Below are 21,010 nucleotides of genomic sequence, written 5' to 3' on the forward strand. Positions count from 1 at the left end.
TGTATAAATCAAAAGGTATGTAGTTTTGTTCTGTTCATAAATCATCACTACATACCAATGCTCATTAAATAGAACGAGAGAATTTTGTCTCTCTAGTTCTTGTATGAGTATCGAAAACAACTGCAATATTTCTAACTAGCAATCTACCAATATCAGTAATATGGATTTCGTCTGCTAATACATTTACTAATCCATCCGCTTGTAGTGGTGCTAATTCTTTGAGTTCATAGCCAAAATATTTATCAAAATTGATATGATATTTCTGCTCAATCTCTGACTTATTTAATTGAAAGTGAGACATTATTGACATAATTACATCCCGTCTAATAATGTCATCTTGAGTGAGTTTAATACCTTTACTGGTAGGAATTACACCTGCTGCAACTGCTTTGTAATAATCCTTTAATTCCTTGTGGTTTTGAGCATAGGCATCTTCTAACATACTAATAGATGTTGCACCAAACCCAAACAATTCCGTTTCCGCGTGGGTAGTATAACCTTGGAAATTACGTTTTAGTGTACCATGACGTTGAGCGATCGCTAATTCATTGTTATTTTTAGCAAAATGATCCATCCCAATAAACAGATACTCATTATTAGTTAATTCCTCAATCGTCATTTTGAGAATATCTAACTTTTCTTCTGCTCCCGGTAATGCGGCTTGGGGAATCATTTTTTGTACAGGTTTAATCCAAGGAACATAGGCAAAATTAAACACGACAATTCTATCAGCATCCAATGCCATTGTCTTGTGTAATGTTTCCCGAAAAGTGTCAAGAGTTTGATAAGGTAAACCGTAAATTAAGTCTACATTGACACTATCAAATTTAGCCTCCTTAATCCAACTCATCACATCAAAAAGTAGTGCTTCTGGTTGAATCCGATTCACCGCTTTTTGTACTTCTGGGTTAAAATCTTGAATCCCAAAACTAATGCGATTAAAGCCAATATCTCGCAAAAATAAGATATAGTCTCTAGTCACATAGCGGGGATTAATTTCAATGGATACTTCTGCATCTGAAGCAATTGGGAAATTACGGGTAATATTTTTCCATAGAAATTCTACTTGATCAAGTTCTAAATAATTCGGTGTACCTCCACCCCAATGAATCTGAAGGACTTTTCTATCTTTGTCAATTAAATCTGAGGTATTTTTGATTTCCTGTTCCAAATGTTCTAGATATGGAATAGCCATTTTCTTATTATTGGTAATCACGGTATTGCAACCGCAGAAATAACAAGCACTTTGGCAAAAAGGAATATGGAAATATAGGGATAGAGGTGTTTGTCTTTGATTGGAAGCGGTAATTGCAGATTGGAAATCTCTTGCAGTGAAATTTTCACTTAATTCCGTTGCTGGGGGATAACTCGTATATCGAGGAGCGCGAGTATCATACTTTTGAATTAGATCAAAATCAAACTTAACACCAGGTAATAGAAAAACCATTACAGCCTCCAATGAATGTGGGTATATGTCCTTGTAGGGGCGTTCGCGGAGCGTGCTGGAAGCATCAGCATTCGGCCGATAAACTATCGCTAAAACCATTAATTTTCAATCCGAATGCTTCGCCCTTACTAGTTGGGAATAATCACAATTAATTTTCCCAATTTAATGTTGTAATTTAGGATTTAGCTATTAGCAAATAGAATATTTTTATCCTATTTGTTTGTGGTTAGTATTATTTTTAACGAACCACAGAGGCACAGAGAACACAGAGGAAGAGAATAAATAGATGTTTGCATCTTGTTTAGGATTTTTATATAATTCATCATTGTCAAAATTAATTGGGTGATGAATTATATTTTTGTAAATGATGCAGAGACTCAAGTTAATTCGTTGTAAGTAGCTCTACCCAGAGCTTGGATTAAAATACTTTCCAACTCTTTAAGTATCTGCATATTTAGCTTGAAAGCATGGTTAGCTTCTGCCACAATTTTGTCAGTGGTTTTATCGTCAATAGATAGTTTATCTAATGCTTGACGATACTTTTCTTTGAAAGCTTGCTTGTCTGGAATTTGCTGAAAGTTGTAAAAGGATGTTCCTTCATATCCAGACAGTTTTAAGGCTGATTGAGCAATTTTTTGTAGCATTTGCCCACCAGAAAGATCACCCAAATAACGAGTATAGGAATGAGCTAACAATAGTGCAGGTTCATGAGTATAAATTTGTTGGATACGCGCAATATAAGCTTGAGCAGCGGGTGAAGGGGTGATGCGTTTGTGCCATTGATTCCCATAGTAAAATAACATATCTTGTTCTAGGGAAGATTGGCGATTTAGTTCGGGAAAATAAATCAAATTAATGACAGGATGCTGTTTATGTTTCTCAATTGCTGTTTCTAGTTCACTGTAAACAAAATAGAAATTCCTCAACAACTGAATAAAACAATCTCTATCTACAACTCCTTTGACAAAACATTTCATGAAACCCAGATTTTCTGAATCTGTATGTGCTTGTTGAGTTCCTACACGCAGTTTCATTGCCAAATCATTACTCATTCTTAGTTCCTTCTTCTTTACGTGTCAGGGTTTGCAAATTTCAACGACTTGTTTATCAGTTCACCGTCGTTATGATCACAGAAAAATTGCTATTCTATGGGAATAGGGTTTTGAGAATAATTTCTCCAGCACAAATTACTACCGATGCAGATTTCGGCTAGTTTTACTGCTCCTGAAATCATTTAACTATTATTCTTTGTATAACTATAAGAGTATTCATATTTATTTATGGTTTCATAAATACATTTGTTTAGTAAATAGGTATTTAAACTATGGGAGAATTAAAGATAATTCAGTATTTTTGTAAGAATTAGTTTCAATAATTTAACTGATGACTAATAACAAATATTTATGCTTATATAATTTTAAGGCAGACAATGGTAAAGGGACTACTTATGGTTAAATCGTTCGATAAACCCCCACTTGATTTATCGAAATCAGGTGTAAAAGTGCCAGTTCAAGAAACATTATTAACACCCCGTTTTTATACCACTGATTTTGACACAGTGGCAAAAATGGATATTTCTGGGTATGAAACGGAATTAAGGTCTGTAATTGACGAACTCAAGGCTGATTATAACCGTCATCACTTTGTGCGCGATGATGAATTTAAGCAAGGTTGGGATCACATTGTTGGTGAAAAACGACTGGCTTTCATTGACTTTTTAGAACGTTCTTGTACTTCAGAATTTTCCGGGTTTTTACTGTTTAAAGAATTATCTCGTCGTCTTAAAGACAGTAACGCTTTACTATCAGAAGCATTTGCTTATTTAGCGCGAGATGAAGCCCGTCATGCGGGATTTCTGAATAAGTCAATGGCAGATTTTAACCTTTCTCTTGACTTGAGTTATCTCACTAAAAATCGTACCTATACATTTTTCCCAATTGAGTGGGTTATTTACACAGTTTACCTATCAGAAAAAATAGGTTATTGGCGTTATATTTTAGTATTTCGTCACATGGAAAAAAATCCCGAATACCAGTTTTATCCCCTATTTCGGAAGTTTGAAAGCTGGTGTCAAGATGAGAATAGACACGGTGATTTTTTCAAAGCTTTGTTACGTTCTCAACCCCAATTATGGAATAATTGGAAATCTCGCTTATGGGTGCGGTTTTTCTTGATAACTGTGTTTGCTACCCACACTATGACAGTATTTGAAAGAGGTAATTTCTATGAAATATTAGGGATTCATCCTCGTCAATACAATACTCAAGTAGTTGAAGAAACTAACAAAACCGCAGCTAAAGCATTTCCAATTATTTTAAATACCAATCACCCTTACTTTTTCTGGTATTTAGAACAATGTGCTGTCTATAATCAGAAAATAATTGATCTCAATCAAATCAATGATTGGAAAATTGCGAAATTTATCCAAAAAATTCCCTTAACTCTAATGATTTTTTGGTATATGTTCAAGCTATTTCTGATTAAACCCATAGACACAGAAGCAACTCGTAAACAAGTTTGTTAATTAATCAATCAGATCCCCGACTTCTCTAAGAAGTCGGGGATTTAATCCTTATTTTTGACTCTTTAATGGAAATGGCGTATATTTTCCCCCCAATGCTTCAACAATAGCGCGGGTATTTGCTGCCATCATTTTTATATAAGTATCACCATTACTACCCTTTGCCCCAATAGAATCAGAATAAAGTGGAGTAGGTGCTAATTTTACTCCGGCTTCTTCGGCTACTGTTTTAATTAAAGCTGGGTTAATTGTCGTTTCGGCAAAAATAGCGGGAACACCTATTTTTTTAACTGATTCAACTAACTTTTTTACAGTTTGGGCGCTTGGTTGTTCCTCCGTACTAATGCCAATTAAAGTTCCAGAAATTGCTATTTTATAAGCATTTCCGTAATATTGAAAAGCATCATGGGTAGTGATGAGTTTCCTTTTATCTGCGGGAATAGTTTGAATTTCTTGAATAATCCAAAGATGTAATTGTTGTAATTCATCAGTTAGCCTTTCGGCATTTTGAGTAAATTTTTCTTGATCTTCTGGTGACAATTCAATTAAACTATCTCGAATCGCTTTTACCATAGATATAACATTTTCTGCACTGCCCCAAACATGAGGATCTGGGATAATTTGCCCTTTACCTTTATCTAATTTTAAAGATTTAACAACTTCTCCCACAGCTATTTTTTTCGCTTTCCCTCCAGTCGCATTCATTAACTTAATAAGTCCCGGTTCTAAATTGTAACCGTTATACAAAATCAAGTTAGCTTTTTCCAAAACCCGACTATCTGCGGGTACAGGTTCGTAAACATGAGGGTCCGCACCTGGTTTGAGAATTCCCGTAATTTGTACTTCTTCTCCGCCAATTTCTTCAGCTAAATCAGCAATAATGGTACTTGTTGCTACAACCTGTGGCTGAGTATTTCCCTGGGGTTGGGAGTTGGGAGTACAACCCATTAAAGCCAAAGATAAGAAAATTCCTAGACAAAGGGGATTAAGTAAAGAGAACCTAACCCCCAACCCCTTCCCTGCGAGGGAAGGGGAGTAAGAATAAAAGCCTCTCTCCTCACAGGGGAGAGGTTTGGAGAGGGGTTTCAGTAATAAGTCATACATTATATTAAGCATTAGTTTCATTTATCTCAGTGATTACTTCTAATTATATATATTTTCATATTTCTCTCATTTTTATAGTAAACTCAAAAAATAAGTATTTTAATTAGGGTTATGCAAAACGTTTCTTTTTACCAAAAATTTAGCCTATCTCCCAAAAATCAAGTAGATATACTGACACAAGTTATTAAATCCATTGACATGAATTCCTCAACAGCAATTAACATCACCAATGTAGGCGTACATTACCGCACACAAGAAGCATTGAGAGACGTTAATTGCACAATTAAGCCAGGAAGAATCACAGGCATTTTTGGACCAAATGGGGCTGGTAAAAGTACATTAATGAAAGCCCTTTTGGGATTAGTTCCCATGATTAGTGGTCAAGTTTTATACGATAACAAGCCTTTAATGCAGCAACTAGAAAAAGTTGCATACATACCACAACGTAGCCAAATTGACTGGAATTACCCCGCTACCGTGTGGGATGTCGTCATGATGGGGCGTGTCAAAAAAACAGGATGGTTACGGAGTTTTTCCACAGTTAGCCGCCAAATCGCCAAACAAGCATTAGAACGAGTCGGAATAGGAGAATTAAAAAATCGCCCCATTGGTGAACTTTCAGGAGGACAACAACAACGGGTATTTTTAGCCAGGGCTTTAACTCAAGAAGCAGAAATTTTCTGTTTTGATGAACCATTTGTAGGGATAGATCAAAAAACCCAAGCTATCATTTTTGAAGTTTTTCAAGAACTAGCAAAAAACAATAAAATCGTCCTAGTAGTTAATCATGATTTAGGTGAATCAATCACCCATTTTGATGATTTAATCTTACTTAATTGTGAATTAATTGCCACAGGTTCACGCCAACAAGTCTTAACAGAAGAAAACTTATATCGTGCTTATAGTGGCAAAGTCATGTACTTTTCCGACGCAGCATAATAACGACTAATACCAAATTCTAATGAAGGTGCATAGAATAAAATTTCAAGAATAATTGAACGCAGATAAACGCAGATAAACGCGGATGAATTAATTGATTTTATAATTCAATACAGTTCAGTTAAGAATTTGTTCTTCTCTTGTCTCTGTGTCCTCTCTGTCTCTGTGGTTCGTTTTAAAAAAGATTTTTAGGCTTAACTGAATCGTCGTGTTTTATAATTCTGTGCAGCATCACATAAAATTGGTATTTTCTTCCTCTCTTCCTTCGCTTACTTCGCTCCTTCGTGGTTCATTTTCATCTATGCTTCAAGCACTAATAGAACCGTTGCAATATGGCTTCATGCAGCGTTCCTTAATCATCGCCATATTAGTAGGCTTATTGTGTGCCATTGTCGGTAGTTATTTAATGGTACAACGCCTCGCATTACTGGGAGATGCTATTAGCCATTCAGTCTTACCAGGGCTTGCTATAGCCTTTATGATCGGTGCTAATATCTTTGTCGGGGCATTTATTGCTGGTGTTTTAAGTACAATGGCGATCGCCGTAATTAAAACCCGATCTCCTATCAAAGAAGATGCCGCTATGGGCATAGTTTTTTCTGCCTTTTTTGCCCTTGGTGTCACCTTAATTACAGTTATTCAAAAAGATAATAAAATTGATTTGAATCATTTTCTTTTTGGCAATATTTTAGGCGTAACCGGGGACGAAGTACGAGATACAGCTATTATTGCAGCTATTGTTTTAATAGTAGTTTTTCTATTATATAAAGAACTGTTATTTTACACTTTTGATCCTTTAGGCGCACAAGCTGCGGGTTTACCAGTTAATCGTTTAAACTTTGGTTTAATGTTGTTAATTGCTTTAACAATTGTTGCCAGTATGAAAGCTGTAGGCGTGATTTTAGTATTATCACTTTTAATTACTCCAGGGGCAACTGCTTTTTTATTAGTGAAACGTTTACATGAAGTGATGATTTTAGGGGCGGTAATTGGGGTAATTTCCAGCATTAGCGGAATGTATTTCAGCTACTTTTATAATTTACCTTCTGGTCCAGCGATTGTGTTAGTAGTTTCGGGTTTGTTTACGTTGGCTTTGTTGTTTAGTCCTCGACATGGGATTTTGATCCCTAGTGGGAATAGGAAATAGAAAGTCTGGCGATAGAAATCGCCAAAACTAGAGTTTAAGATGTGAAAAGAGAGTTACCCTCACTCCTTCGCAGTTCCTCCAATTCATCTGAAGTAAAGGGATTTATCCCAGCTTTGAGTGCTTCTATCCAACGAAGTCGGCGCTGTTTCATAGCTTCGGGCAAATTATTAAATCTCTTGCTTTCTACAAATGTTTGAAAGTCTGCCAATGCCGCAACTAAATCACCTGTTAATGCCCTAGCCAGTCCCCGACTATCTTGATACTCTGGATTATCAGGTTCTAGGCTGACTGCGTTTTCACAGGCGTAAAGAGCATCACCCGTATAACCATGTAGACAACCAAACCAACCCAAAGTATTCCAAGATTGGGCAGAAATCGGTAAATTAGGGTCTATGTTTAACGCCTGATTGTAAGCTTGAATAGCTTCTGCAACCTTACCTTCTTCTGCCAAACTCATCCCCTCACTTAACGTCACCGCAGCAGAAAACAATGGTTGTTGCACCAACTTTGAAGAAATATCAGTTACTTGATGTAAACCTCTAGCATTTACCCAATTTGTCTTATCATTCCATTTAATTTCTTGGAGGTTTGCACGGCTGAGGTTTGCACCGCTGAGGTTTGCACGGCTGAGGTTTGCACCGCTGAGGTTTGCACTGCTGAGGTAGACACCGCTGAGGTTTGCACCGTTGAGATTTGCACCGTTGAGGTTTGCACTGCTGAGGTAGACACCGCTGAGGTTTGCACCGTTGAGATTTGCACCGTTGAGGTTTGCACCGTTGAGGTTTGCATCGCTGAGGTCGACACCGCTGAGATCAGCACCGCTGAGGTAGGCATTGCTGAAGTCAGCACCGCTGAGGTAGGCATTGCTGAGGTCGACAACGCTGAGATCAGCACCGCTGAGGTCGGCATTGCTGAGGTTTGCACCGATAAAAAAGAATCTCAGGATTTGTTGATAGGTATAAGCCCCCAGGCACAGACTATAGCCAATGATGCAAAGTAAGCGTTTGTCATCAAACCCTTCTGTATTAGGCTGACCACAAGGATGAAAGCTGATTTCGTCTTTCAAGTCATCCTTTGATTTAGCGTAACGATGCAACTCCAGTAACAAAACCAACACATTCAGACCTGTGTACACATCCACCTGTCGCAGTCCCAAATGTTTTTCTCGCTCCGGTAATAGTTTCTTCAACTGCTCTTTTTTAAACAGAGGCAAGATTTCTGTTTCTGGAGGTGCATCAATAAATTCCCCATCGCACCAACGCAGATAAAAATCCTCCAATCTTTGAAACAGTTTTACATAGCATTTAGCATCAAACTCTGATTTTTCAGCTAATAAACCCATTAAATATTCAACAATTTCCGGCGTTAAATTCCCATAACCCAACAAATCATAAATTTGTTTATCCATCACCTCTGTTGAAATTAAATCTTTTTCACGCCTACCATTAAGTATTGTCTTTGTCCAGTTGTGGAAACTTGTTACCAAACGTTCTGCAAATAAAAACTCGCCAAAACTTTTGTGAACAAACTCCATTGAACCGCCTTCTTTCCCAGAAGCAGGTTTAATGTAAAAAGCTGTTACTAGGTTATTTAAAGCTTTCTCTTCTTTCAGATTTTCGTAGGGTATCTCCTCTCTGGCTTGCTGAAGTAAATTGGCAATGGGTGGATTATCTTTAATTCTCGCCTCTAACATTTTGATATTGGCAGATTCATTACCAGACTGCACCACACACAAAGCCACCTCAGTTAAAAACTCTCGCAAATCTTCGCTTTCTAGTCCAGCTAAACGCAGGTTTTCTTTATCCTGACGCTGTTCTTCCAACACCCAGTTAATTGACGTATCGTAAATAAGAATTTTGGCTTTAATTCCTTCCGCACCTGCAAACATCTGAGCATTAAAATGTTTTTTCCGGTGCATTTTTGCTAAGAGATAAAGCAGTAAGGGTTCTCGCGCTAGGTTGTCTTTAATTTCTTCTGGGCAAGCTTGTAAAAATTCCTTAAATTCAGTTGTTTCCTGATTACCAACTTTAGCCTTCCATTTATTCAGCCATGTTTCCCTAATTGCATCATCCATTGGCTGAAGTTCAACTCGTGCCAAACTTTTAGTTTGAGTAAGCAACCGCTCAATTCCTTGCAATGCTAAAGGGCGACCTGTAACCAAAAACCGATGATGGCTATTATTTTGAAAACTCTCTACTTGCTGTAAAAATTCTTGTAGTCCTCCGGTTGCTCGTCCTTCTAACAAAAGTTCATCAAACCCATCTAACAAAAATAAAAATCGAGTTTTTTTATCCGTCAACCAACCAGAATCACTACTAACAAAATCAAAAGTTTCTAGTTGGTTCTCCAGCGTCTCCGTCAGATTATTCGCTAACACCCGCAAATCCCGCAAGCGGATTAAAATTGGTGTAAAGTTGGGGTGTAATTCTCGCCGCACCCTATCAGCAAACATCCGACTAAAGACACTCTTTCCCCTTCCTGCTTCACCCTGAATAAACAAAACTTTTTGATTTTTATCTGGGTCATTAAGCATTTTTATGACCCATTCCTCTATTTGCTCTTTTTCATCTCCAACAGGTTTACCATTATCATCTACTGGTCGCACTTGCAGAGGAACATACAAATCTCGAAAGGTGATTTCTTTTTCGTCAAAAATCTTTTCTTCGGGTTTAGGTTTAATTTGCTGTTCTAAATAATCTTCAAGACTCAGGTATTTCTCTAGCTGTTCCTTTCCGCCAGCACTATACCATTGTACTAATTGCTTAACTTTATCTCCCGTTTCTACCAGTGAAGATAACAGATATTCATCGGTTTTTCGTGCTACCTGTTCAGTTAATATTTCGGCTTTTGCTGCTTCTAAACCTGCTTCTTGTAAACGTTGTTGTAAAACTTCATTGAATGATGCTGCTAATTTGGATTCATGGAAATAAACTATGGCTTTTTTCGCTTCCCGTTCATCTAATTCCTGTTCACCCAATTTTTTAATCTGTCGTGCAACTGCATCAGAAGCAGGAGATTGATTTAATTTATCTATTAATTCTGGCTGTTCTTTGAGAAGTGCCTGAAAGCTTTCTAAATAAGCAGCTTGGCTGACAAGTGCTACACACTGTTCTAAATTTAACTCTTTTTGCGTCTGGTCAATAATCAACTTAATCATAGTCAACGCAATAGGTGCAAAAGGAATGACTGCACCAGCAACCTGACCAAGTGGACTATTGAGGACATCTAAAAGCGAGGATATTTGTTCTACATAGGGCTTGAGGTCGGACAATTTTGATTTTTGCTCATTTACAGCCTTTGCCAGGTCTAACACGGCTTTGGCGGCTTCAGAGCCAGTTTTAACCACTTCTACCCCTTGTCCCAATTTCAAATCCTGAACATTGGTTGTCAACAATTTCCACAGTCCCATTCTCTATACTCCTAACCTATTTGTAGACTTATTGATAAGTAATCACAATTATCACGTATCTTTACGCAAATATTTCAATTAATACTAGACTGGGCGATTATAAATCACATCCACACAGATAAAACGAAAAGTGCCTTCCCTGGGGGAAGGCTACCTATGTGATTTGAAAAATCAGGATTTTCTATTAGTCATGAATTATATTGCCGTTGTCTTTTCAGCAATTTTCTTAATTATTTTTGGCGTGTTCAAATTCATAAACGTGAAAAAGATTGGTGAATTTTTTCAGGAAGTATCCCAGAATTGCTAATAGAATTCCTCCACTAATTGCTAACCAGAATTGTGTGGGAGGAAGAACACTAAAAATAGATGCTGTTTCTCCTTGTGTGGCTATATTTCTAGCATCTAAAATCACTGCTAAACACAAACATACAGCACTCATTATATAAGCTGATAAAGAGAGTCGCTGAATATTTTTTAAAGCATCTTGGCAAACTTGACAATGTTGAGTATGAGTTGTCCAAACATCAAATAATTTCTTTTTATCTGACTCTGCTGATGGTAGTTCCGAATTACATTCTTCTGCCCAAGGTATAGTTCCACCTGCGCGTTTTTCTAGCCATTGGCGAAATGTAATCACCATTTTATCTTGAGGATTTGGGGTAAAAACTTCATTCAACCATGCACCTTTTTTACGTTGGGCGATAATCTTTTCTTGGTAATGGAGAAATACTGCATCTTGATGTAAAAATAGAGAAGCTAAAACATGACCTAACCAAATTGGCATTGGTAAACCAAAGATTGCTAAACCACCTGGTTTTTTACCTGCTTCATTTTTAACTAATACTTGACAACCTATATGACGACACCAACCCGGACGAGTTGGAGTGGCATATAAGACTAAAATTAGTTGTCCCCCATCTTTAAATGTGGAAGCAATTCTCATTTGACAAGGTGGCTGGAAGTCATGCACCGCTTCTTGAATATTGGGCGCTGGAGGTTGAATTGCAAAAGAAAACCCCTCCTGGGTAGATATTTCTCGAAGTCGAATCATGTCATAGTATTTAGCATCTCGATAGCGATCGCCTACAAGTCCATGATGAGAAACGGGAACATGGGCTGGATCTGACACATTTTCCATGAAATAATCCCAACCATAGGGTAAATCACGAAAATTCCAAAATAATTTAACTACCCTATCTGAATTTTGCTCAAGTTCGGGAACTAGACGCGGTTTTCTCAATTTACTTTCAATTTGGGCTTGATTACCCGATTCAGCCCATATCCAGAGAAGTCCTTGCAGTTCTTGAGTAGGATAAGCGATCGCACATGATTTAGAATTAGCGCAATGCTTGGCTTCAGTTTCTTTATCTATGGACTGCGGTATACTCACACACTTACCATCCGCATCAAACCGCCAACCATGATACGCACACATCAGCGTTCCATCTGGTTCAACACGCCCTTCTGATAGAGGCGCTAGTCGGTGAGGACAAAAATTTTCAAAACAACGCCATTTACTAGAACCATCTCGCCATAAAACAATATCTTTACCTAGTAACTGCATAGCGTGAGGACGTGACGCATCTAAAAATTCTATAACTGCGACTGGATACCACTGCTTCGTCCATTGGAATAGTCCCTCATCCTCTTGCAACTGGTTAATGGTTTCACCCATATCCTCTGACAACTTAGTATCTATAATCACAGTAAAATCCTTATTTTTTTGAGCGAATGAACTTTTGTAATAAATCTTATTATAGAAAATATCAACAAAGTTAGTAATTAATTCTCACTACAACTAATAATTGCTACATATCCATAGATAAAGGTGCGGTAAGCTAACAAAAGCAGTTTTTACCCTCAGAACAATGACAGCAAATAGTCCCACGATTTTGGCTTTAGACTTTGATGGAGTGGTTTGCGATGGACTAATTGAGTATTTTGAGGTAGCGTGGCGTACCTACTGTCAAATTTGGTCGCCGATTAACGATACACCACCAGATGATTTAGCTTTGAGATTCTATCGCTTACGTCCTGTAATTGAAACTGGTTGGGAAATGCCTGTTTTAATTAAAGCCTTAATTGAAGGTTTTGATGATGAGCAAATTCTGCAATCATGGACAACTATCACTCCCCAAATTTTAGCCGCAGATCACCTAGAAGCAAAAGCAGTTTCTAGCAAATTAGATCATTTGCGAGATGAATGGATTCAGACAGATTTAAATGGTTGGTTAAGTTTGCATAAATTCTATCCTGGTGTGATAGAACGACTGAAAATAACTCTTGAAAGTGAAGTCCAGTTATATATTGTTACTACCAAAGAAGGGCGATTTGTCAAGCAATTGTTACAACAAGAAGGAGTTAATTTACCCCCAGAAAATATTTTTGGGAAGGAAGTAAAACGCCCAAAATATGAAACTCTGCGCGAATTAATCAAGAAAGCAAATATCCAACCTGCGAGTTTATGGTTTGTGGAAGATAGATTAAAAACATTACAATTAGTCCAACAGCAATCCGACTTAAATCATGTCAAACTTTTCTTAGCTGATTGGGGTTATAACACTCAACCAGAACGGGAAGCAGGAAAAAATGATCCACGCATTCAGCTAATATCACTTTCCCATTTTGCTCACGATTTTTCCACTTGGTTATAATCTAGATCCCCGACTTCTTTAAGAAGTCGGGGATCTTAATCTTTTGAATTAAATCAATTACCTCTTGATAATTAGTGATTCTTTTTTGTTGTTGAAATAAGTTAGCTGCTGTTGTCAAATCAGTAATTGCTCCCTGTTTATCACCCAAAGCATTGCGAGTAATACCCCGATTCTGGTAAGCTTCAGGAAAGTTAGGATTAAGACTTAATGCTTTGTTAAAATCCGCAATAGCACCTTTTAAATCTCCCAAATTATGACGAGTAAATCCGCGATGATTGTAGATACCAGGATAGTTAGCATTAAGACTGATTGCTTTATTATAATCTAAAATTGCTCCTTTCAAGTCTCCCAATTTATGGCGAGATATCCCTCTTTTATAGTAAACTTCAGGAAAATTAGGATGTAACTGCAAGGCTTGATTATATTCTTCAATTGCCCCTTTTGTATCTCCTGATGTATGGCGGTTAATGCCTCGATGAAAATATACTATAGCCTCTTTCGGATCAGATTGTGCTAACAGTGCTGATTTTATTCTAAAATCGGAAATATTTGCCAAATTCTTAGCGCTCACCTTTGGACTATATAATATAGTTCCTAATATGAGAGTTGTAATTGTTAATTTCCATTTTTTCATGACGCTATTTTTCCAATTATTAGCATACAGTTATTAATTATATGGCATTTACTTACATCAACACAAATAGACTCAACTAATATGCTTGATTTAACAAAAATATCGAGACAAATGCAAGGTTTCAGTCAACATTTAAATTCAGAAGTGGCTGCAAGTCATCAGCGGTTGGAATTAGCACAAGAATATTTAAAAAAGGCGTTTGAGTGTCAAGAAGAGTTAGTTAAACGTCAAGAAGAATGGCGAAATCGGATTATTTTTGCGAATGCTACACCCATTGAACCTCTCGAAACCTGTATTACTATTCCTGTTCCCCCCAAAGTTCATACTGTTATTTCTACAGATGGTTCGCAAATTGCCCCAAATCATCACGAAATTGCGTATTGTTACTTACTGAATATCGGCAGAGTTGTTTTACACTATGGTCAAGATATTCACCCGATTCTCGATAGTTTACCGGAGGTATTTTATCGCCCTGAAGATTTATATATATCGCGTCAGTGGGGCATTAGAACGGATGAATGGATGGGTTATCGGCGCACAGCCTCTGAGGCTACCGTATTAGCGGAACTGGCTTGTAGTACCAGGACAGAAGCCCCAGTCTTAGCAATGACAGATGGTTCGTTGATATACTGGTTTTTAGATCAGTTACCGATGGATGCCAGGGATATGATTTTACCTCCGGTTTTAGAAGCTTGGCAAAAACTCCAACAAGCCCAAATCCCCCTCATGGGTTATCTTAGTGCCTCTCGTAGCACCGAAGCCACCAACTTTTTACGCTTTTTAGCTTGTCCTCATCCTGTCCCCGATTGTATTACCCATTGTCCCAATCAACTAGAATACGTACCTTGTAAAAAATTTGATACATTGCGAGACACAACCTTATGGACAAGCCAACTTCAACCTGGACAACGCGGACCATTATGGCGGAGTAATGCCCGAATTTTAGAATTGTATGACGAGCAAATTATTTATTTTTGTTACGTCCATGTCGGGACAGAAATTGCCCGGATTGAAGTTCCCGCTTGGGTGGCAGAAAATTCCATCATGTTTGATCAAGCACTAGGATTAATGTTGGCACAGGTACAAAAAGGATATGGTTATCCTGTAGCGATCGCGGAAGCCCATAATCAGGCTGTAGTCAGAGGTGGTGATAGAACTCGGTTCTTTGCCCTTTTAGAACGACAAATGATTAAAGCTGGGATAAAAAATGTCGGCATTTCCTCCAAAGAAGCGAGAAAACGGGGTAGCATCGCTTGATTTTGTAATAACTTGATTGAAGGTTTAACATCGTTTTAACTGCGCCAATAAAACTACAATTTCATCTATTGCTGTTCTCATAACTTTCCCCGGTTGTTCAGATTGATTCACGATAATACTAAAAACCAACGGTTCATAATTAGGTGCATTCATATATCCAGATAAAGCAGAAATTCCTGTCATTGAACCTGTTTTTGCTTGCACCATTCCCGCAGCAGCAGTATTAAGAAACCGATTTTTTAAAGTCCCATTTACACCTGCAATAGGCAAGGAAGCCCGAAAAACTTCTGCTTGAGGTGATTTACCAATTCCTTGTAAAACTTGCACCAATGCGGCTGGAGTTGTTAAATTTTTCCGAGATAAACCAGAACCATCTACAATTACATAACCTTCTGGTTCAACTCCCAATTGAGTTAAAGTTTCTCTGACAACTCGTAATCCAATATCGGCCGTATTTTGATTTTTTTCTCTTGGTTTTTTTATAGCTAAACTTCTTAATAAAGCCTCAGCATATAAATTATTACTATTCACATTTGTCTCTATCAATAATTCCGCTAAAGGTGGAGATTCTACTGCGGCTATTTCTTTGTCATTTTTACTCAGATTACTATTTACAGTTTCTTTAACTGTAATTCCCTCTTTAGCTAAATTTTGGCGAAACTGTCTGATAAAATTGGCAATTGGATCAAATACAGCTAAACCCGTAATATCTGGTTGAGAATTTACAGCTAATTGTCCATTTATTCTGATAATCTGTCCTTTTAAGTCACGATTTACTTCTACAAAACCAGGTTTATCGGCTTCAGTGGTGACGGAATTATTTTCAACTTTCCAGTGATATGTTTCTGTAGGATCATTCCATTGAATCTTTAATGGTTGTCCAATAGTTTGGGGTAAAGAAGTTAAAGTAGAAGCATTTTCATTGACAATTAGACTATTAACAGGTGCGCCATAATCAGCCTGTATATCTTCCCATTCCCAACTGGAATTAACTACTTCACCTTGAAAATAACTATCATCAGCAATTAACTGATTAATTTGCCGAATTCCCTGCGTATATAGTTGTTTTGATAATATTGTTAATTGAGCATTTTTGAAACTAGGATCTCCCCTTCCCACTACACGCAAAACACCATTACCTTCATCATAAATAGAGGTACGAATCCGAAAATCTGCCCCCAATTTTTGTAATGCTGCTGCGGTAGTAAATAGCTTCATATTAGAAGCAGAAATAAAATATTTTTGAGAATCTTGACTATAAAGAATTTTTTCTGATGATAATGTTTTAATTAAAATCCCCCAACGGACTCGACTAAATTGAGGATGATTGATAATAGTATTAATAGCAGATGATAATTGAGCAGGACAAATTGATTTTATATTCGTAACTTCTGGAACTGGTGTTTGTGCCTTAGCTATTTTTTGAATACTACCAATATTAATAGAAACAAATAGTAATATCAAGCTGAAATAATTCTTTTTTGACATATTACCAATTATTATTTGGTTTAGCGAGATTTTTAAACTTTGTAAATTGTGGATCAAATAATAGTTTAATTGTTCCTGTTGGTCCGTTCCGATGTTTAGCTAAATGTACTTCTGCAATACCTCTATCTGGGGTATCTGGTGAATAATATTCATCGCGGTATAACATCATTACTATATCTGCATCTTGTTCAATTGAATTGTGAACAATGATATTATTGGCAACAAAATTATGCAAATGAGGAACTGTTAAATCAAATACTTCTTCTTCTCCATCTAATTCAATTGAGATAATCTCATCCCAATAAACATCACTATTGGCAAGGTTAATTAATTTTGGAGATTGAACAACATTGCCAACTTTAAAGGCTCTATCTCTACTTAAATTTGATTTATAAAGAGTAGTACCACAGTAGGACATATCCAACGAAGATTGTAATTCTCTAGTTGTCATGCCAATAACTTGCATTGATGGTACAACAAGTGTTTTCCATATTTCTTTAGGGATTATATCTCTGTTGGTGTTATGAATAGTTTTTCCAAGATGATCAGAAATTTGTTGCAATGAACTTAGTTTGTATTCTCCTACTGCCTTAACCTTTTGAATAAATAACTCAAGGTCTGGCTTACCAGTAATTGTTACATGATATTGATTTCTACCCTTACCAGGCTGAGGAATCATTTTGAGTTTTGCATTAATACCCAATCTCAACAAAAGTGTCTGGACATCAAAAGCTAGTCTTTCACTGCTACTTGAATAATATGCAATCGGTCTTGGACGTTTTCCATCTAATAATTTGATAGACCCATCTGTACTCCATAAATGTCTTAAAAAGCAGGTTATTAAATCTTCGGACTGTTGAAGTAGTGCTTGAGGAACAAATTTCTCATAGGATCTTAATCCAAAAATACCAAGATAATCCAGCCATTTAGCTATTGGATTTCTTACATTATGAGTTAAGTGTTTTGATGCTGACAGGTAAACTTGATACCAACCACGTTCAGGTGAAATTCTAGGAATAATTGATTCTCCAAAAACTTCTTTTGCTAAAAAGGCAACATTTTCTGCTAAATCTATCTCTCTCGTTGTGTATTGAATAGCATGACGTGGTAATGTACAACCATCACCAATTAAATGTCCCAATAATGCAACTTCAGCATAAGTCATCGTTTCTTTCGCTGCACTAGGAATATATCTAGGCAAACAGAGATGTTGTTGCAAATTTAATTCATCTAATCTTTTCCAACCATTAATAGTTAAAAATTGATGATTGGCAGTAGCACGAATTTTTCTACCTAATCGAGTTTTTAATGTAAATACTGGTTTAATGCCTGTAGAAAATGCGTTAGTAACAATAGCTTTCTCTAACTTCATTGTATTTTCATTTAATGCCCAAATGGCAAAGCCAGATTTACCTACTAAATCTTTAATTGCGACTGGTATTCCATCATCCGCTAATGTTACTAAAGAATCTCCTGTTAAACAACCAGATTCTCTCAAATCCGATAACATAGGACGTTTATTAGTTCTGGCTTCTACACCACGACTTAATTGAGATAACGCAATGATTGGTACAGATAATTCTCTGGCTAAACCTTTTAAAGAACGGGTGATTCTTGATAATTCTTGGACACGATTATCACCTGCTCCTTCCATTAATTGCAAATAATCTATTACTATTAATCCCAAATCTTTATTTTGTTCAGCTTGCAATCTTCTCGCTTGACTTCGTATTTGGGTAACTGTAATATTTGCGGTATCATCAATAAAAATTGGAGTTTCTGATAGCTGATGAATCGCACGAATTAAAGGTTCCCACTGCGTTTGACTAATGCGTCCACTTCTTAAATAACTGCTTTCGATTCCTGCTTCACTAGCTAATAGTCTCTGTACTAGCTGTTCTTTAGACATTTCTAAACTAAATACCGCCACTGGTAATTGATAAACAGCCGCAATATTATGAGCTAGGTTTAAGCAAAATGCTGTTTTTCCCATTGACGGCCTAGCAGCGACGATGATTAAATCAGAACGCTGAAAACCACTGGTCATAGCATCTAAATCATAAAAACCACAGGGTATTCCTGGTAAAGCAATTCCTTGATGTCGAGTTTCAATATCTTGAAAAGTATTAGTTAAAGTGTCACCAATATGAACTAATCCCGATTGGGTTTTTTGTTGGGTGACGTTAAAAACTTTTTGTTCGGCATTATCAAGAACAATTGGTAATTCTGTTTCTGTTTCAAAACCAAGATGAACAATTTCATTCCCAGCTTTGATTAATTGCCGACGCAGGTATTTTTCCATGACTAACCCTGCTAAGGCATCAATATTGACTGCGGAAACTGTGCGGTCCACTAATGTTGCTAGTTTGTTTCTGCCACCAATTTGTGTTAATTGATCATTGTCTGTCAACCAACTAGTTATAGAAAGTAAGTCTGTAGGTTTTTGCTGGGTATGCAGACGCAGGGCGGCTTGATAGATGGTTGTATGGGCGCTAATATAAAATGCTTCGGGAACTAGGCGATCGCTCACTCGACCAATTGCCTCTGGATCTAGTAGAATACCTCCTAGAATCGCTTCTTCTGCTTCGATGTTTTGAGGTGGGACGCGATTACTACCATCACCTTGAAAACTTAGTTCTTCAGCCATAGAATTTTAAATTTTAGCGATTTTGGATTTTTACCTAATCATCCAAAACCGATAGGAAAATATTGATAACCACAGATATATCATCTGTGGTGATTAATTAAGTCACCGTTAGTTAGAGACGACTTCAATGTTAATTACTGCTGTTACTTCAGAATGGAGTTTAATTTCAGCTTTGTAAGTACCCAATTGGCTAATATCGGGAATAGTAATCCCGCGACGATCTATTTCTAGACTAGCTACTGCTTGAATTGCATCTGCAACATCTTGAGTAGTAACAGTTCCGAAAATAGCTTCATTTTCCCCAACTTGCTTGGCAATTTTTAAACCAGCAATATTTTCTAAAGCTGTTTTTTGCTCAGTTGCTTGTTGTTTGAGTTCTAATTGTCTTTGATATTCTTTCTCGCGTCGGCGTTCCACTTGTTTGAGCAGACCAGGTGTAGCACGAGCGGCTAAACTCTGGGGAATGAGGTAGTTACGAGCATAACCGGGAGCTACTTCCACCAAATCACCGAGTTTTCCCAGCTTGGTAACATCTTTTGTTAAAACTAATTGCACACGTTTCGCCATTGTTTTTCGCTTTTCTTTGTAAAATCTTAGTTATTTGGGTGTCATCAGAGTGGCTCACAAAATTGTAGCTTGATCCTCAGCGACTTTGAACATACCCACAGCCTCAAGATTCTAGCGAAGTTTGGGGAGCGATCGCAATACCAAATGTCAGAAATATCAAAAAAGGAGTTGAGAAGGGACACACAAAGAAGATAACCAGAAAATTCTTAACCACTGACAACTGACCAATGACTAAAAATTATCCTTCATCCCTCGAATTCGAGCAAAGGTTTGGACTCCTTCTTTACTTTTCGCTGTTGCTTGTAGAGATGGTTCTTCCCAACGTAAAAAAGGATTTGTGAGTTTTTCCACTCCTAGTATTGATGGAACTGTCGCTTCATTCCCATCCCGTTGAGCTTTAACATCTTGGTAGCGTTTTTGTAAATCTGCATTTTCAGCATCCACAGTCACCGCAAAACGCAAATTGCTTAAAGTGTATTCATGGGCGCACCAGACGCGAGTATGATCAGGTAAAGCCCGGAGTTTAGTTAAAGAATCTACCATTTGCCCCGGTGTACCTTCAAATAAACGACCACAACCTCCCGCAAACAATGTATCACCACAAAACAATTCTCCAGGCTCTCCTGGACTTGCTGGGGGGAAATAGTAGGCAATATGAGCGCGAGTATGTCCAGGTACAAAGAATATATTAGCAGTGCGATCGCTAAATTGGATGCGATCGCCTTCCTGCAAAAACACCTGTTGTCCCGGAATCCTTCCCCGATCTTCCGCACCTCCATAAACTTTCACATCGGGAAATTCCTTCATCAACCCTGTATTTCCACCCACATGATCGCCATGATGATGAGTATTAAAAATTGCTACTAATTCAGCCTTGAGTTTCGTCAATTCCTCTAAAACTGGTTGTGCTTCCGCAGGATCAACAACAGCCGCAATATTCCGCACTGGATCATGCAGTAAAAATATATAATTATCTGAAAGTACCGGTAAACGGATTATCTGCATTAGCTTTTTCTCCTCAAAAACTATCATCAGCAATAGTAAGTTGCTAGTTATCTAGTTGGTAATTGGTGATTGGTAATTGGTAATAAGATACCTATTTTCTTCATCCTGTAAATCCTTTAATCCTGGAAATCCTGATTCAGACAATGAATTTAATTTCTTTATCCTGTAAATCCTTGAATCATGGACATCCT

At 37.3% G+C, this 21,010-nt stretch carries 15 protein-coding genes; 5 read left to right on the forward strand and 10 right to left on the reverse strand.

Annotated features, from left to right (window positions below):
* Nucleotides 1-64: 64 nt before the first annotated feature.
* Both hemN and AN490_RS08670 read right to left on the reverse strand, forming a co-directional pair.
* Nucleotides 65-1,447: an oxygen-independent coproporphyrinogen III oxidase gene (gene hemN, locus AN490_RS08665; protein ID WP_300001887.1), complete on the reverse strand. Its 1,383-nt coding sequence runs from the start codon at nucleotides 1,445-1,447 to the stop codon at nucleotides 65-67.
* A gap of 377 nt (nucleotides 1,448-1,824) precedes the next feature.
* Nucleotides 1,825-2,499, reverse strand: coding sequence for a heme oxygenase (biliverdin-producing) (locus tag AN490_RS08670; RefSeq protein ID WP_300001827.1), 675 nt, complete (start codon nucleotides 2,497-2,499; stop codon nucleotides 1,825-1,827).
* Between the two features lie 395 nt (nucleotides 2,500-2,894).
* On the opposite strand from AN490_RS08670, the gene acsF reads away from it, so the two are divergent.
* Nucleotides 2,895-3,971, forward strand: a complete 1,077-nt coding sequence (acsF, locus tag AN490_RS08675; RefSeq protein WP_300001830.1) for a magnesium-protoporphyrin IX monomethyl ester (oxidative) cyclase — start codon at nucleotides 2,895-2,897, stop codon at nucleotides 3,969-3,971.
* Between the two features lie 48 nt (nucleotides 3,972-4,019).
* Here the strand turns inward: acsF and AN490_RS08680 are convergent, their stop codons facing one another.
* Nucleotides 4,020-4,916: a metal ABC transporter substrate-binding protein gene (locus tag AN490_RS08680; protein ID WP_300001890.1), complete on the reverse strand. Its 897-nt coding sequence runs from the start codon at nucleotides 4,914-4,916 to the stop codon at nucleotides 4,020-4,022.
* A gap of 267 nt (nucleotides 4,917-5,183) precedes the next feature.
* Between AN490_RS08680 and AN490_RS08685 the strand changes: the two genes are divergently transcribed.
* Both AN490_RS08685 and AN490_RS08690 read left to right on the forward strand, forming a co-directional pair.
* Entirely contained in the window at nucleotides 5,184-6,011 is an 828-nt protein-coding gene (locus AN490_RS08685; RefSeq protein ID WP_300001833.1) for a metal ABC transporter ATP-binding protein, read from the forward strand.
* 301 nt (nucleotides 6,012-6,312) lie between these two features.
* Nucleotides 6,313-7,158, forward strand: coding sequence for a metal ABC transporter permease (locus AN490_RS08690; protein ID WP_300001836.1), 846 nt, complete (start codon nucleotides 6,313-6,315; stop codon nucleotides 7,156-7,158).
* 34 nt (nucleotides 7,159-7,192) lie between these two features.
* Here the strand turns inward: AN490_RS08690 and AN490_RS08695 are convergent, their stop codons facing one another.
* Both AN490_RS08695 and AN490_RS08700 read right to left on the reverse strand, forming a co-directional pair.
* A complete protein-coding gene (locus AN490_RS08695; protein WP_300001839.1) occupies nucleotides 7,193-10,567 on the reverse strand; it encodes a pentapeptide repeat-containing protein in 3,375 nt (1,124 codons plus the stop codon).
* 226 nt (nucleotides 10,568-10,793) lie between these two features.
* On the reverse strand, nucleotides 10,794-12,242 hold the full coding sequence (locus tag AN490_RS08700; RefSeq protein WP_148766935.1) for a Rieske 2Fe-2S domain-containing protein: 1,449 nt from the start codon (nucleotides 12,240-12,242) through the stop codon (nucleotides 10,794-10,796).
* A gap of 193 nt (nucleotides 12,243-12,435) precedes the next feature.
* Here AN490_RS08700 and AN490_RS08705 point away from each other — a divergent pair, with 193 nt between their 5' ends.
* The gene (locus tag AN490_RS08705) at nucleotides 12,436-13,221 is read left to right on the forward strand and encodes an HAD hydrolase-like protein (RefSeq protein WP_300001842.1); all 786 of its coding nucleotides are present in this window, start codon (nucleotides 12,436-12,438) and stop codon (nucleotides 13,219-13,221) included.
* 1 nt (nucleotide 13,222) lies between these two features.
* Here the strand turns inward: AN490_RS08705 and AN490_RS08710 are convergent, their stop codons facing one another.
* Nucleotides 13,223-13,855, reverse strand: a complete 633-nt coding sequence (locus AN490_RS08710; RefSeq protein ID WP_300001845.1) for a tetratricopeptide repeat protein — start codon at nucleotides 13,853-13,855, stop codon at nucleotides 13,223-13,225.
* A gap of 81 nt (nucleotides 13,856-13,936) precedes the next feature.
* On the opposite strand from AN490_RS08710, the gene AN490_RS08715 reads away from it, so the two are divergent.
* The gene (locus AN490_RS08715; protein ID WP_300001849.1) at nucleotides 13,937-15,112 is read left to right on the forward strand and encodes a DNA double-strand break repair nuclease NurA; all 1,176 of its coding nucleotides are present in this window, start codon (nucleotides 13,937-13,939) and stop codon (nucleotides 15,110-15,112) included.
* Nucleotides 15,113-15,136: 24 nt separating this feature from the next.
* On the opposite strand, the gene dacB is transcribed toward AN490_RS08715, so the two are convergent.
* From dacB to gloB, 4 genes are all read right to left on the reverse strand, one after another.
* Nucleotides 15,137-16,600, reverse strand: a complete 1,464-nt coding sequence (gene dacB, locus AN490_RS08720) for a D-alanyl-D-alanine carboxypeptidase/D-alanyl-D-alanine-endopeptidase (RefSeq protein ID WP_300001852.1) — start codon at nucleotides 16,598-16,600, stop codon at nucleotides 15,137-15,139.
* A 1-nt stretch (nucleotide 16,601) separates the two neighbouring features.
* A complete protein-coding gene (locus AN490_RS08725; RefSeq protein ID WP_300001855.1) occupies nucleotides 16,602-19,247 on the reverse strand; it encodes a replicative DNA helicase in 2,646 nt (881 codons plus the stop codon).
* Between the two features lie 108 nt (nucleotides 19,248-19,355).
* A complete protein-coding gene (gene rplI, locus AN490_RS08730) occupies nucleotides 19,356-19,814 on the reverse strand; it encodes a 50S ribosomal protein L9 (RefSeq protein WP_015079125.1) in 459 nt (152 codons plus the stop codon).
* 231 nt (nucleotides 19,815-20,045) lie between these two features.
* Nucleotides 20,046-20,819 carry a hydroxyacylglutathione hydrolase gene (gene gloB, locus AN490_RS08735; protein WP_213717840.1) on the reverse strand — a complete coding sequence of 258 codons (774 nt, stop codon included), beginning with the start codon at nucleotides 20,817-20,819 and terminating at the stop codon, nucleotides 20,046-20,048.
* Nucleotides 20,820-21,010 lie beyond the last annotated feature (191 nt).

Origin of the sequence: Anabaena sp. AL09 (assembly GCF_001672255.1) — a bacterium.
In the GTDB taxonomy this organism is placed as follows: domain Bacteria; phylum Cyanobacteriota; class Cyanobacteriia; order Cyanobacteriales; family Nostocaceae; genus Dolichospermum; species Dolichospermum lemmermannii.